Annotated in this window: 9 protein-coding genes; 4 read left to right on the top strand and 5 right to left on the bottom strand. The window is 65.4% G+C overall.

All coding sequences use genetic code 11. The annotated features are described in order from the left end of the window. Window positions 1-47: 47 nt before the first annotated feature. The 3 genes from mfd to PX52LOC_RS36150 form a co-directional block, all read right to left on the bottom strand. Window positions 48-3377, bottom strand: a complete 3330-nt coding sequence (gene mfd, locus PX52LOC_RS36160) for a transcription-repair coupling factor (RefSeq protein ID WP_149114644.1) — start codon at window positions 3375-3377, stop codon at window positions 48-50. A gap of 200 nt (window positions 3378-3577) precedes the next feature. Continuing rightward, the gene (locus tag PX52LOC_RS36155; RefSeq protein WP_149114643.1) at window positions 3578-4534 is read right to left on the bottom strand and encodes an ornithine cyclodeaminase family protein; all 957 of its coding nucleotides are present in this window, start codon (window positions 4532-4534) and stop codon (window positions 3578-3580) included. A gap of 43 nt (window positions 4535-4577) precedes the next feature. Continuing rightward, entirely contained in the window at window positions 4578-5783 is a 1206-nt protein-coding gene (locus tag PX52LOC_RS36150) for a pyridoxal phosphate-dependent aminotransferase (protein ID WP_149114642.1), read from the bottom strand. A gap of 89 nt (window positions 5784-5872) precedes the next feature. Between PX52LOC_RS36150 and PX52LOC_RS36145 the strand changes: the two genes are divergently transcribed. The 3 genes from PX52LOC_RS36145 to rtcA all read left to right on the top strand — a co-directional run bounded on the left by PX52LOC_RS36145 (window position 5873) and on the right by rtcA (window position 10346). Further along, window positions 5873-7057 (top strand): glycosyltransferase family 4 protein, encoded by a 1185-nt coding sequence (locus PX52LOC_RS36145; RefSeq protein ID WP_149114641.1) that lies wholly within the window; start codon window positions 5873-5875, stop codon window positions 7055-7057. A 67-nt stretch (window positions 7058-7124) separates the two neighbouring features. Continuing rightward, window positions 7125-9251 (top strand): PDZ domain-containing protein, encoded by a 2127-nt coding sequence (locus PX52LOC_RS36140; RefSeq protein WP_168219419.1) that lies wholly within the window; start codon window positions 7125-7127, stop codon window positions 9249-9251. Between the two features lie 51 nt (window positions 9252-9302). Further along, the gene (gene rtcA / locus PX52LOC_RS36135; protein ID WP_149114639.1) at window positions 9303-10346 is read left to right on the top strand and encodes an RNA 3'-terminal phosphate cyclase; all 1044 of its coding nucleotides are present in this window, start codon (window positions 9303-9305) and stop codon (window positions 10344-10346) included. Between the two features lie 2 nt (window positions 10347-10348). On the opposite strand, the gene PX52LOC_RS36130 is transcribed toward rtcA, so the two are convergent. Beyond that, complete coding sequence (locus tag PX52LOC_RS36130; RefSeq protein WP_149114638.1) at window positions 10349-11341, bottom strand: DUF1573 domain-containing protein; 993 nt, start codon at window positions 11339-11341, stop codon at window positions 10349-10351. Between the two features lie 18 nt (window positions 11342-11359). On the opposite strand from PX52LOC_RS36130, the gene PX52LOC_RS36125 reads away from it, so the two are divergent. Continuing rightward, entirely contained in the window at window positions 11360-12118 is a 759-nt protein-coding gene (locus PX52LOC_RS36125; RefSeq protein WP_149114637.1) for a 4'-phosphopantetheinyl transferase family protein, read from the top strand. A gap of 19 nt (window positions 12119-12137) precedes the next feature. Here the strand turns inward: PX52LOC_RS36125 and PX52LOC_RS36120 are convergent, their stop codons facing one another. Further along, window positions 12138-13775 carry a hypothetical protein gene (locus PX52LOC_RS36120; RefSeq protein ID WP_149114636.1) on the bottom strand — a complete coding sequence of 546 codons (1638 nt, stop codon included), beginning with the start codon at window positions 13773-13775 and terminating at the stop codon, window positions 12138-12140. Between the last annotated feature and the right edge of the window lie 265 nt (window positions 13776-14040).

The raw sequence follows: 14040 nt of genomic DNA, 5'->3' as shown, positions 1-14040 counted from the left end.
GCGGCCCCGGGAGACTGCCTGTGATCATGAGCGTTCGGGGCGAAAAGTCAACTTAATACTTTTTTCAGAAGTTCGTACATCGCCTCCGGGGAATCTTCCTCCGGCTTCAGTCGCAGGTAGCAACTCTTCTCGTCCACCGCCTTGAACCGGCCGCCGGATTTCTTCGACAACTCGTCCGCCTTCGCCCGGCTCTTGTAGCCGAAGACGAGGTCGCGGCCGTTGCGGTTGACGCTGCTGATCTGCCAGCGGACGCAGTGCAGGCGAATCTCGGTCGTCCGCAACAGCCACTCAGTTTCCGGCGGCGGCGGGCCGTAGCGGTCGGCGAGTTCGCTGCGGAAGTCGGCGAGTTGCTTCACTTCGCGCAACCGCGAGAGGCGGCGGTAAACTTCGATCCGCAGCTTCTGCCCCGGCACATAATCCCGCGGCAGGAAGGCCGGCCACGGCAGGTCGACGTGAACCTCGACCGGCACCTTCGGCGGCAGGTTCTTCAGTTGCCGGACGGCATTCTCCAACAGCGTGCAATACATCTCGTAGCCGAGGGCGGCGATGTGCCCGCTCTGCTCGGTGCCGAGGATGTTGCCGGCCCCGCGGATCTCCAAGTCCCGCATCGAAATCTTGAAACCGGCCCCGAGTTCGGTGAACTCCTCGATCGCCTTCAGCCGCTTCTGAGCCGTCGGCGTCAGCAGCTTCAGCGGGTTGACGATGAGGTAGGCATACGCCCGCAACTTCTGCCGGCCGACGCGGCCGCGGAGTTGGTGCAGGTCGGCGAGGCCGTAGTTGTCGGCGTCGTCGATGAAGATGGTGTTCGCGCTCGGGATGTCCAGGCCGCTCTCGATGATCGTCGTCGCTACCAGGATGTCGGCTTCTTTTCGCAGGAACGTGACCATCGCGGCTTCGAGTTGGTGCTCGTTCATCTGTCCGTGGCCGTAGACGACGCGGGCTTCCGGCACGAGCATCTTGATCTTGGTGACGACTTCGAGGATATCGTGAACGCGGTTGTGGACGAAGTACGCCTGCCCGCCGCGATTGAGTTCCCGCAGAATTGCGTGGCGGATCATCTGATCGTCCCAGCGGATGATCCGCGTCTCGATCGGCATCCGTTCCGGCGGCGGCGTCTCCAGGTTCGAGATTTCGCGAATGCCGAGGAGGGCCGAGTGCAGCGTCCGCGGGATCGGCGTGGCGCTCATCGTCAGCACGTGCACCATCGACCGCAGCCGCTTCAGCTTCTCCTTGTGTTCGACGCCGAACCGCTGCTCCTCGTCGATGACCACGAGGCCCAGGTCGGGGAAGGCCACGTCGCTGCCGACGACGCGGTGGGTGCCGACGACCACGTCCACCTCGCCCGCCTTCACCCGGCGGACGATGTCCCGCTGTTGGGCTGCTGAGCGGAACCGGCTGAGGCACTCGACGACGAACGGGTATTCCGCGAACCGCTGACTGAAGTTGCGAAAGTGTTGCTCGGCGAGGATCGTCGTCGGCACCAGCACGGCCACCTGCTTGCCGTTGTCGATGACCTTGAACGCGGCCCGGATAGCAACCTCGGTTTTGCCGTACCCCACGTCGCCGCAGATGAGCCGGTCGAGCGGCCTCGGCTTCTCCAGGTCGGCCTTCGTCTCGTTGATGGCGGCCAGTTGGTCCGGCGTTTCCTGGTACGGGAACGCGGCTTCGAACTCGCGCTGCCAGTCCGAGTCGGCCGGCAGCGGTGTGCCCGGCAGCGACGCCCGCACGGCCTGAATCTGAATCATCTCGGCGGCCATGTCGCGGACCGCTTCCGTGATCTGCGCCTTCTTGCGACCCCACGCCGTGCCGCCGAGTTTCGACAGCGTCGGCTCGGCCGTGTTGCCACCGACGTACTTCTGAATCAGGTCAATGCGCGAGGCCGGCACGTACAGAAACACGCCGTCGCGGAACTCGAGCATCAGGTTTTCTTCGACCGCCTGAAGTGCGTTCTCGTCCGCGTCGTCGAGCGGATCGTTGCCGGTCATGATCGCCGACGTTTTCTCCAGCACGCGCATCCCGCGGAAGCGGGCGATGCCGTGGGCGACGTGGACGACGTAATCGCCCTCGTTCAAGTCGAGGAAGCTGTCGATGGCCCGCGACTCGACCCGCCGCGAGCTCTGCGGCTTCGTCGGGTCTTTCACCCCGGGCGGCAGCAGGTCCTTGTGGAAGATTTCGTGGCTGCCGAGGACGACGACGTTCGGCCCGACGAGGCGGAAGCCGGTTTTGACGTGCCCCGTCACGAGCGCGAGCCGGTGCGACTCCGAGAGTTTGCCGGCCTTCAAGACGTCCGTCAGTCGGTGAACCTCGGCCTCCGATTGGCAGGCAATCAGCACGCGGCCGGCCGACCCGACGGTGTCGAGTTCGTCGCGGACGCGCTGCACGTTGCCGCTGAACCGCTCGACCGACTCGACGTGCAGGTGCCAGCTCGCCTCCACCGACGCCCGCGGCAGCACCGAGATGGTGACGGTCGCGAACTGCATGAGCTGTGAGAACACGCCCTCGACCGTGAACAGCCCTGCCGGGTCGGCGACGCGCTCGAAGAAGTGCTTGCCTTGTTCCTTGAGATCGCCCGGTTCCACCAGTACGATCCACGTGTCGGGGGAAAGGTACTCCGCGAGAAAGCCCACGGCCGGGCGGCCGTGTGTTTTTCCCGCTTCGATCCCGATGACGGTAACAGACTTCCTCTTCTCCAGGCTCCGTTGCGACTGCGCCGCGAAGAGGCGGATCGACTCCAATTCATCGCCGAAGAATTCCAGTCGCACCGGGTCCGGCGAATCGGGCGGGAAGAGATCGACGATGCCGCCGCGTTTCGCGAACTCGCCGGGGTACTCGACCGCTTCCACCCGCTTGTAGCCGTTGCCCACCAGCCACTCGGCGAGGTCGTCCACGTCCACGACTTCGCCCGGCGTGAGCGTCCGGCCGCGGTTGGCGAGGTCGGCCCGCGGCGGCACCGGCTGAATCACCGCCGCCATCGGCGCGATGATCGTCGGCGATGTGAGTTCGCCAGTTCCGAGTTTCTGCAACACTCGCAACCGTTCGGCCGTCTCCGGCGCGAGTCGCCCCTGGTGCGTCGGCGGCGGCCACGTTTCCCACGCGGGGAAGACGAACGGTCGTTCGCCGAGGAAGCACGCCAGGTCTTCCGCCCACGGCCCGACGTCCGTGACGTTCGGCACCACGATCAAGAGGGCCGGCGGTTTCTCCCGGGCCAGCGTTGCGGCGGCGAGGGCCGCCGATGACCCCCACGCCCCGTCGATGGTGCCGCTCTCGTGCTGGCCCAGGGCGGCGCGCAGGGCCGCCCAGCCGTCCGTTGCCCGCAGGAGGGTCGGTAGGTCGGCGAGGTGGAGTTCGGGTAATGCCTTCTTCTTGGCCAACGCCATCAATTCCGGGTGGAGAGAGAATTGTAGTCACGGATGGGAAGGGAAGAACAGCGAAGTAGGTCGGGAAGTGTTTGCCATTGCAACGACGAGCGGCCCGGCGTGAGCGGGCCGTGTCTGGAAGTGTGCCGTGTCTGGAAGTGTCAAGACACGGCCCGCTCATGCCGGGCCGCTCGCCATCGACTTTGAAGGAAGCCACCGGCCTACGGCAGAATCTCCCGGCCCACCTTTTGCGCGACGGCCTTCTGGTACACCTTCGCCGCGGTTGCCACGTCTTCCAGGCCGAGGCCGAGCGATTTGAAGATGGTCACGTCCGTCGGCGACCCACGGCCGGGCACGCGGCCGGCCACGATGTGCGCCAACTCGACTACGTCGGCCCAGCCGAAGACGTGCTCCTGCATCGCGGCGACGAAATCGCCCGCCTCGATCCGGGCCTGGTCTTTGTTGTCCGAAACGATCAGGCTGGCCCGGCGGAACAGTTCCACGTCCGCTTCCGTTTTCGCGAGGAAGTTCGAGCCGATGAGGTTGACGTGCGTCCCTTCCGCGACCCACTCGCCGTGCAACACCGGCTCGCGGCTGCTGGTGGCCGTACAGATGATGTCCAGCCCCCGCGCGGCCTCTTCCGGGGTGCTGACGGGGATGACCTCCGTGCCGCAGACGTGGCTCATCTCGGCGGCGAACGCCGTCCGCTTGGTTTCATCGCGGCTGTAGACGCGGGCCTTCTTGATCGCGCGGACCTTGCACACGGCTTCGAGCTGCGTGCGGGCTTGCTTGCCGGTGCCGATGATGCCGACGGTGGTCGCGTCTTTGCGGGCGAGTTTCTTGGTCGCGACCCCGCTGGCTGCCCCAGTGCGGACGGCCCCGAGGTGATCGGCTTCCAGAATCGCGATCAGGCCGCCGGCCTTCGAGTCGAACAGAAAGACCTGGAACTGCGCGCCGAACTTGCCGCTCGTGTAGCACTTGAGCCCGATGGCGTTGAGCGTCTTCGCGGCCCCCGGCAGGACGTGCAACATGACCTGATCGGTTTGGCACCGCGACCGCGGGATGGCGGTGGCCTCGTCGAGAGAAATCTTCCGGAAGGCCGCTTCCACGGCCTCCAGGGCGAGGTCCATCGTCAAGAGCGATCGGACTTCGGACTCAGTCAGGTACAGTGTGGGCATGGGGCACCGAACCTTTTTCCCCGCGGTCATCCACGGCTGGTTGTTAGGTCGCGTTCGCGAGCCAGTCCTTCAGCTTCGCGAGGCCGCCTTCGATCTCGTCCTTGCTCGTTGCGAACGACATCCGCACGAACCCCTCCGCGCCGAAGGCCGCCCCCGGCACGAGGTTAACGTGGGCCTGTTCCAACAGCGTCGTGCAGAAGGTCATCGAGTCTGTCACCTTCTTATCGCCGAAGGCTTTTCCGAAGTAGCTCGACACGTCGAAGAAGGCGTAGAACGCCCCCTCCGGTTCGAACAGTTTGACCCCCGGAATGGCCGTCAGCAACTTGCACACCACGTCCCGCCGGGCGGCGAACTCCTTGAGCATCGCGGCGACGCACTTCGGCGACTCCGGCGACTCCAGGGCCACGACCATCGCCGCCTGACTGACGCTCGACGGGCAGCTCGTTTCCTGGCTCTGGACGTTGTCCATCGCCTTGACGAGGTGGGCGGGAGCGACCGCCCAGCCGATCCGCCAGCCGGTCATCGCGTAGCTCTTGCTCGCCCCGCTGATCGTCACCGTGCGGTCCCGCAGTTCCGGCCGCAGGGTGACCACGCACGTCGGCTTCGCGGTGCCGTAACAGAGTTGCTCGTAAATTTCGTCGCTGAGGATCGTCACGTCCGGGTGCTTCAGCACCACGTCCACGAGGGCTTCGAGTTCCGCCCGGCTGTACACCGCCCCGGTCGGGTTACTCGGCGAGTTGAGCATGAGCATCCGCGTCTGCGGCGTGATGGCCGCCTGCAACTGCTCAGGCGACATCTTGAAGCCCTTCTCGATCCGCGTGTGGACCAGCACCGGCGTCGCCCCGGTCATGCTGACGAGGTCGCTGTAGCTGACCCAGTACGGCGACGGGATGACGACTTCATCGCCGGGACCGACGGTCGCCGCCAGCACGTTGTGAATGCTGTGCTTCGCCCCGTTGGAAACGAGCACGTGCTCCGACCCGCACTCGAAGCCGTAGGTTTTGCCGTACCACTTCGCGATGGCCTTCTTGAGTTCGGCCGTGCCGCCGGCCGGGGTGTAGTGCGTCTCGCCCTTCGCCATCGCCTCGTTCGCGGCGTCGCAGATGTGCTTCGGCGTGTTGAAGTCCGGCTCGCCGAGGCTGAAGTCGAAGACCTTAATGCCCTTCGCCTTCAACTCGCGGGCCTTCGCGCCGGCGGCGAGAGTTGCGGACGGCTTCACCGAGTCGGCCAACTTCGAAACGCGGATCATCGCTTGCTCGTGCCTCAACGGGGAGTGGTGCGGGTGCAACCCGGCCATCGGACATCGTATACATTTCCCCACCCAACGGAACCCCGCGAATGCACGTGGCCCATTTCGTCCAGCGGTATCCGCCCGCCCTCGGTGGCTCCGAGAGCTACTTCGAGCGGCTGACGAACCACCTCGCAGGGCAAGGGGACACGGTGACGGTGTTCACGACGACGGCCGTCGAGTTGGGGGAACTTTGGGGGAAGCCGGGGCACCCGACTCCAGAGGTCGCGACACCGGAAAAGGTTCGCGTCCGCCGTTACTGCCCGCTATTCTTCCCCGCCAGACGGTACGTTCTGAAGGCACTCTCGCTACTGCCGATTCGCCCGGTGCAAGCCCTGACGTTGCCGTGTAACCCGATCTGCCCGGCGATGTGGCGGGACGCCGGCAATTTCACCGAGCCGCTCGACGCCGTCCACGCGACGGCCTTCCCGTACACGTTCCCGATCGCCTGCGGTCTGCGGTTGGCCCGCAAGCGGAAGGTGCCGTTCTTCCTCACGCCGTTCCTGCACCTCGGTGACCCCGCCGACCCGCACGACCGCACCCGGAAGCAGTACACGCGGCCGGTGATGCGGTGGCTGCTGCAACAAGCCGATGGCGTCTTCGTGCAAACGGAGGGGGAACGCCGGGCGGTGATCGGCCTCGGCGTACCGGAATCGCGGGTGATCCTACAAGGGCTGGGCGTGGACCCGGCCGAATGCACCGGCGGCGACCGCGGCGCGGCGCGGGCGAAGTGGGGCGTCGGCGACGAACTCGTGATTGGCCACCTCGCGAACCTGAGCGCCGAGAAGGGGACCGTCGATCTGCTGCGGGCGAACCTGCCGAATCGCGTCGTTCTCGCCGGGCCGACGATGCCAAACTTCGAGCGATTCTGGCAGACCTACCCGCATCAGGACCGTGTCACCCGCCTCGGTGTTCTGACAGACGGCGAGAAGCGGGACTTCTTCGCCGGCATCGACGTGTTCGCGTTGCCGTCGCGGACTGACTCGTTCGGCCTCGTGCTGTTGGAAGCGTGGGCGAACGCGAAGCCGGTGATCGTCTACCGGGCCGGCGGGCCGGCCGAATTGGTCCGCGACGGCGTGGACGGGCGGGTCGTCGATTGCACGCCGAATGCGATCCGCGATGCCGTGACCCGTGGGGGATTTGCCGCGATGGGGGCCACCGGTCGCGAGCGGGTGGAGCGCGAGTTCGCGTGGGGGCCACGATTGGAGATCGTCCGGCGGGCGATGAGTCGTTAGAACCTGCTCGCTCGCTCGTCGCACTACTGGTATGCTAACGGCATTCGCCTCCGAACGAGACTCCTTCATGCGATACCTTCTCAGCCTGCTGCTCCTTGCCGTCGCCCCGGTCGCCTTTGCCCAGGACGCCAACGAGAAGGAAGAGCAGGCCATGAAGGCCGCGTCCGCGGGCGTCGCCCCGTCGGTCGTGAAGATCGAAACGGTCGGTGGCCAGGACGTGATGCCCAGCGGCCCGGCCGGCCCCGGCCCGCGGGCGCCCGGCATCCGCAAGGGCGTCGGCCCGACCACCGGCGTCGTCGTCGCCGCGGACGGCTACATCATCACCAGTTCTTTCAACTTCGCGAACAAGCCGTCCGACATCTTCGTCACGGTGCCGAACCGGCCCGGCCGCCTCGTCGCCAAGCAGATCGCCACCGATACCACGCGAATGCTGACGCTCGTCAAGATTGACGCGAAAGACCTGCCGGTGCCGACGGCCGTGCCGAAGGCCGACATCGCCATCGGCCAGTGGTCGCTCGCCCTCGGCCGCACGCTGATGCCAGACGTGGGGGCGATGCCTCCCTCGGTGAGTGCCGGCATCATCAGCGCCGTCGGCCGCATCAACGGCAAGTGCCTGCAAACCGACGCGAAGGTGTCGCCGGTCAACTACGGCGGGCCGCTCGTTGGCATCGACGGCCGCGTACAGGGCATCCTCGTTCCGGCGTCGCAGAACGCCGAGGGGGACGTGTCCGGCGTCGAGTGGTACGACAGCGGCATCGGCTTCGCCATCCCGTTCGAAGACGTCCTCGCCGTCGTGCCGAAGTTGCGCGAGGGCAAGAACCTCCGCCGCGGCCTCATGGGCATCACCCCGCAGAGCCAGGAACAGTACCTCGCGGCCGTCGTCGTTGGCACGATCTCGCCCGATTCCGCCGCCGCGAAGGCGGGCTTGAAGGTCGGCGATAAGATCGTGACCATCGACAAAAAGCCGGTCGTTCACATGGTCGGCATGCAACACATCCTCGGGCCGAAGTACGAGGGCGATGTCATCGACATCAAGGTCCTCCGTGACGGTAACGAGATGGACTTCCCCGGCGTGAAGCTGACCGGCGTCATCACCGCCGTCGCGTCCGGCTTCCTCGGCATCCTGCCGCTGCGCGACGACCCCGACCCCGGTGTGCCGGTTCGCTTCGTCTACCCGAAGAGTCCGGCCGAGATCGCAGGCTTGAAGGTCGGCGACCGCATCATGAAGGTCAGCCCGATTCTGCCCGGCGGACAAAAAGCCCCGCCGCCGCTGGAATTGACGCAGGGCCGCACGCAACTGAACGCGATCGTCGGCCGCACGCCGCCGGGCCAGGAATTGCAGTTCGAAGTGAAGCGCGCGGGGGGCGACAAGACCGAGACGGTGAAGGTGAAACTGACGGCCGTGCCGGACGAGGAACTGCCCGCCGCCCTGCCGCTGCCGTCCAGCGCCGAGCGTGCCCTCGACAAGCCGAAGGGGGCGAAGGACGCGCCGAAGCCGAAGGAAGAACCGAAGAAAGAGGAACCCAAGAAAGACAAGGACGACGAGAAGAAGGACGACAAGGAGCCGGAAGTCGGGATGTTGAAGAAGAAGAACGCCGTCCTCGGCCGCGAGTACTGGGTGTACGTGCCTTTGAACTACAAGCCGAGCGTGTCGCACGGGTTGATCGTCTGGCTGCACCCAGCCGGCAAGGGTGGCAAGGACGCCGACGAGATGGCGAAGATCTGGCGGCCGTTCCTGGAGGACTACCACTATATCCTCGTCGGCCCGAAATCGCAGAGCAACGACGGCTGGGTGGCGAGCGAAACCGAAGGCATCATGGCAGACGTGAAGGAAGTCATCGCCCAGCACACCATCGACCGTTCGCGCATCATCGCCCACGGCATGGGTGTCGGTGGGCAGATGGCGTTCTACCTCGGCTTCAGCGCCCGCGACACGATCCGCGGCGTGGCCACCACCGGGGCCAGCCTCGGCACGCAGCCGAAGGACATCGTGCCGGCCCAACCGCTCGCGTTCTTCATCGTCGGCGGCGAGAAAGACCCGGCGGTGAAGTCGATCGCCGACAGCATCCCGCCACTGAAGGACAAGAAGTTCCCGGTCATCTACCGCCAACTCAAAGACTTCGGCAAGGAGTACATGCTCCAGCCGACGCTCATCGAACTGTGCGTGTGGATCGACTCGATCGACAAGATTTGAGCGAACAAAAGGGCGGTGAACCTTCTGCGACTACCGCGTGTCTAGCCCGCCATGTCCGACCTCATCGAAATCGATGGATCGCAAGGGGAGGGCGGGGGGCAAATCCTCCGCTCAGCGCTCGCCCTGTCGATCCTCACGCGGCGGTCGTTTCGGCTAATCAACATTCGGGCGAACCGGCCGAAACCGGGGTTGGCCGCCCAGCACCTCACTTGCGTGCGGGCGGCGGCGACGATCTGCGGCGCGCTCTACAAGGGCGGGTCGATCGGGTCGAGTACGCTCTTCTTCGAGCCGGGCGAACTGAAGTCCGGCGACTACACCTTCAGCATCGGCACGGCCGGCGCGACGGGGTTGGTACTGCACACCGTCGCGTTGCCGCTCGCCCTCCGCGGGACCAAAACGAGCAATCTCACCATCACCGGCGGAACGCACGTTTCGCACAGCCCGTGCTTTCACTTCAATCAGACAACGTGGGCCGGCCACCTGGCGAAACTCGGCATCGACGTGAAACTCGCGATGATCCGCCCCGGCTTCTACCCCCGCGGCGGTGGCGAGATTCACGCCGCCATCACTCCGACGCCAACCGTCCGCGAGCTGACGCTTACGACGTGTCCCCCACTGACCACGGCCGGCGGGTTCGCGGCGGTGTCGGAGTTGCCGGAGAAGATCGGGAAGGAAATGCGGCGGAGGCTGACGCACAAGTTGAAGATGGCCGGCATCGAGAGCCACGTTGAAGAGGAAGAATGGCCGAACGGGCCGGCCGCACTCTGTACGGTGCTGTTCCGGCAGTTGGCCGTGCCGCCATTGTTCCTGGGGTTAGGCGAACGCGGCAAGCCGGCCGAATTCGTGGCCGACGAGGCGGCGGATCAGGCGATTGCCTTCCGTGAGAGCGGTTGCCCGGTCGACCCGCACTCGGCCGATCAGTTGGTGCTGCCGTTGGCGTTCGCCCCGGCGGCCTCCGAATTCCGCACGTCGGAAGTCACGCGGCACCTGCTCACGAACATCGACACGATCCAACGCTTCGTGAACCGCGACATCCGCTGCGACAGTCCGATCGGCCGGCCGGGCATCATCACGGTGTCGGCGATGGGCGGGTAATGTCAGTTCCCCCACCGCACCGGTACGACCACTTCCGCCCCTTCCGGTTCCGTGAACTTCACCTTCACGTCGGCCTTCCCGCTCGCGCCGGCCTTCTCCGAAACGACGACCTTGATCGTCCCGACGGTGCCGCTGCCGGAAGATGCCGTCACGGTCACGCCGGCCGTGCTGCATTCTGCGGAGGCAATCGCCACGGGCTTTGCGCCGGCCCGCCGGAACTGCACGAGGCCGGCGGTATCAATGAGGTCGAGCGATTCCGGGTGGGCGGTCACGGCGTTCTTCGCCCGCTTCACGATGCGGGCCGGGATTTGCAGTTCGGCGTAAGCGGGGTCGGTCGTGTACACCGTCAGCGTCTCATCGTGCGTGCCGACCGGCATCTCTGCGGCGACGGCGACATCAACGATGAGGTCGCCGGGCTTCATAGGTTGGCGGAGTTTAACCGCGAGGTGCGGCGACGAGGAGACGACTTTCGAAACCGTTAACGGCGTGCGGCGGCTGTCGGTCAGCGTCACCGTGGTCGCGGCCTCGACTTCTGTCGAGATCGACACCATCGGCGGCGACACGGTCACGTCGTGGCTCAGCTTCGCCGTCAGCCGGAGTTCGAGCACCTCGTCGGGGGCCGTCTTTGCGGCTGACGCGGGGCGGTGTTGCAACTTTAATAGCCATGCGTGGGGGCCGTCGGGTTGCGTCAGTGTGTTCACGTCGATGGCCACCTCGGCCGAGTCGCCCGGCTTCAGGTCGTTCTTCGACACCGACCGGCGGACGCACCCGCAGCCCGATTCGAGTTTGGTGATGCTCACCGCCTCGGCCCCCGTGTTCGTCACGCGGAACGTCTGCTTCAGCATCGGCCCGGCCTTGATCTCCCCGCGATCGACCGTGGCCTGGTCCGCGGTGAGAACCGCGGGCGGGGCTGCGGGGGCCGTGACGAGAGCGAGGAAAACCCCTAGCATCGTGTTCATGCCGACGGTCGTAGCGTCGGCCGTGCGGGCGGACAAGGTCAATCGGGGTGAAGGATGCTCGTTCAGAGTCGGGTACTGGCAGGGCAGGCTTCGATCACGATGCCGGGCGGGGCTGAGTGCCACGTCTGGTACTTCCCGCTGACACTCGTGGCAAGTGAGCGAGAAGAACTCTGGCAGAGCCTGACGCCAGACGAGCGGGAGCGGGCTAACCGCTACAAAGTCGCGCGGCCGCGCGAGCAGTTCGTCACGGCTCGCGGCCGACTGCGGCAGATTCTCGCGGCATATCTGGGTGTGTCTCCGGCTGCGGTTGAGTTGGTCTCGGAACCGGACGGTAAGCCGATCCTTCGCGGGGTGAACCTGCCGTTCAACGTCTCGCACTCCGGCGACCTCGGACTGATCGCGGTTGCCGACCGCCGGGTGGGGGTCGATGTCGAGCAACTGCGGGACGTGCCGAACGCCGCGGGGTTGGTCGAGCGATTTTTCGGTCCGGAGGAACGCGAGCAGTTCGCGCGGCTGCCGGCGGAATTGCAACTTCCCGGCTTCTTGCGCGGCTGGACGTGCAAGGAGGCGCTGCTGAAAGCGGTGGGCACGGGCATCCAGAACGTGAACAAGTGCGTCGTCGATCTCGACCCGCGGCGGGCACCGGCCGTGATCCGGTTCGATCACGCGGCCGAGATAGGGCGGTGGCAACTCGGCACGTGGTCGCCGGTCGTGGGGTATGTTGCGGCGGTGGCGTTGGAATGCGACGACGAGTTGCGACTGGATTCGAGCCGGGAAACGACATCGCCCGCCGGTTCGCGGCGGGCGACTTGATTGTCCGAGAACTGCGGTCTTACTTCGGGGCGTCCGGCTTGGCCGGATCGGCGGGCTTGGCCGGGTCGGCCCCTGGGGTCGGCGGGGCTGCGTTCGTGTCGGCTCCGGAAACCCGCAGGTAGTACGTCGCGGCCGAGTTAATCGCCGCTTCCGTGATGTCGAGCTTCGCGTTGTAGCCGATCCGCGGGAAGAAGTCACGCGGCCGCAGGATGCGGAGGCCCTTTTCCTTCGCCAGCCGCTTCACGTCGGCGAGTTCGGACAGAATCTTGATCTTGCCGTCGCGGTTGCCGTCGCCGATGCTCACCGACGGGTAGTACCCTTCGACGGCGAACGTCGTCTGGCTGGTGATCCCGCCGACCCACTGCATCTTCGACAGGTCGAAGTACCCGTCCACCGCGACGCCGACTTTCTGGAGGTTCTGCACGATCGTCTGGATGTCGTCTCGGCCGTCGCCGTCGATGTCGAAGATGCCGAACAGCACGATGTGCTCGGACGCCCCGCGGTTCCACACGGCGTTGTACAGCAGATCGTCGGTCAGGATGCGGTCGCGGATCGTAGACTCTTCCGACGTAATCCGGCACTGGGCGAGGTTCGAGCCGAGGACGTCCACCACTTCGATCGTGCCCTTCGGGACCGGCCGGGTGTAAGTCTTGCCGTCGGAGTCCCGGACGCTGCGCATCCGGGCTTGCATCCCGCGGGTCGGCGTGTCGGACGGGAAGATGCTGAACGTCTGGCCGGACCGGAGGTTGTCGGCCGAGCCGAGGTCCACGTCCACGAGGTTCTCACTGTACCGGCGGAGAATTTTGCCCTTCGGCTTGTCGTACTGGAACGGGTCGATGTTGGATTCGAGTTGGTCGAGGAGGCGGACGTTCCCTTCTTTGAACCGTTCGAGGTCCGACATCGTACGCTTATTCACGAAATCCTTTGCCACGTCACTTTCGTTCCACTTGTCCTTTTCCTTGCGGTAGTCGTTGGACGTTGCTTCGAACTGCTTCTTGAACCCATCGAATTGGGAGATGGCGGCGAGGACTTCCTTCTTCACGTCGTCGGGGTACTGCTTGTTCAACTCGTCCAATTTGGCCCTCGCGGCGTTAAACTGCGTCACGACGCCTTCGAGCGACTTCTTGGCGTCGTCGAGGGCTTTCACCTCTTGCTCGCTTTTCCGCACGGCCAACTGCCTCTGGGCGACGTTGCGGACGGCGGCGGAGATGAGGTTCTCCTTCGGCAGCGGCGGGTTCTGCTGGTTCGCCGGCCAGTTCCAGTTGAGGACGACGGGATCCAGGCCCTTCAGCCCGATGTCGTTCTTGGCCTCGGTGGCCTTCGAGGAGTCAAGGATGCCGTTGATCGACTGCATGAGCTTCGTGTACTTCTCGCGGAAGCCGGGCGGGTCTTTGAGGGCGGACTGGACCGTCGCGTTGTCCTCGGCGGTCGCGTTGCCGACGGCGACCTTGTACAGCAGCAACTCTTCCTGGGCCTGCGACTTCTGCTTGTCGGCGGTCGCCTTCTCGTCGTTCGCCTTCTTGGCGTCCTCCTTGGCCAAGGCCACGTCCTGCGTCAGGGTGTACGCGAATATGCCGACGCCGAGCGTCGCAATGATGAAGAACACCATTGCGATAATCACCGGCAGTTTTGCTTCGTTGGATGCGGGCTTGGCCATGGTGTACCTCGACGGGGGACCGGGCCGGCGGTGCAGACGATCGCCCGGCCGCGAGACGTTAGAGGAAAGCTCAGTCTTGAATCTAAACCCCGCCCGAATGCCGTCAACCCGAATCGTTGCGGTGTCTGCTAAAGCCGCGCGGATTGTGAGGACGGTGCGAGTGGCACGGAATGTTCGACGGCGAGTGCGAGTTCACGCCCTTGACAGCCCCATCATACGCTCCGTAAACTCCTAACACACTGTCATTGACTTCGTTGGCACGCCC

The sequence above is a fragment of the Limnoglobus roseus genome, from assembly GCF_008254045.1.
Lineage (GTDB): Bacteria > Planctomycetota > Planctomycetia > Gemmatales > Gemmataceae > Limnoglobus > Limnoglobus roseus.
This window is presented reverse-complemented; position numbering and strand designations above follow the sequence as displayed.

Coding starts and splice junctions, on each gene's coding strand:
- PX52LOC_RS36155 (WP_149114643.1), bottom strand. CDS start 4,534: ATGCCCACACTGTACCTGACTGAGTCCGAAGTCCGATCGCTCTTGACG.
- PX52LOC_RS36125 (WP_149114637.1), top strand. CDS start 11,360: ATGCTCGTTCAGAGTCGGGTACTGGCAGGGCAGGCTTCGATCACGATG.
- mfd (WP_149114644.1), bottom strand. CDS start 3,377: ATGGCGTTGGCCAAGAAGAAGGCATTACCCGAACTCCACCTCGCCGAC.
- PX52LOC_RS36150 (WP_149114642.1), bottom strand. CDS start 5,783: ATGATCCGCGTTTCGAAGTTGGCCGACTCGGTGAAGCCGTCCGCAACT.
- PX52LOC_RS36140 (WP_168219419.1), top strand. CDS start 7,125: ATGCGATACCTTCTCAGCCTGCTGCTCCTTGCCGTCGCCCCGGTCGCC.
- rtcA (WP_149114639.1), top strand. CDS start 9,303: ATGTCCGACCTCATCGAAATCGATGGATCGCAAGGGGAGGGCGGGGGG.
- PX52LOC_RS36120 (WP_149114636.1), bottom strand. CDS start 13,775: ATGGCCAAGCCCGCATCCAACGAAGCAAAACTGCCGGTGATTATCGCA.
- PX52LOC_RS36145 (WP_149114641.1), top strand. CDS start 5,873: ATGCACGTGGCCCATTTCGTCCAGCGGTATCCGCCCGCCCTCGGTGGC.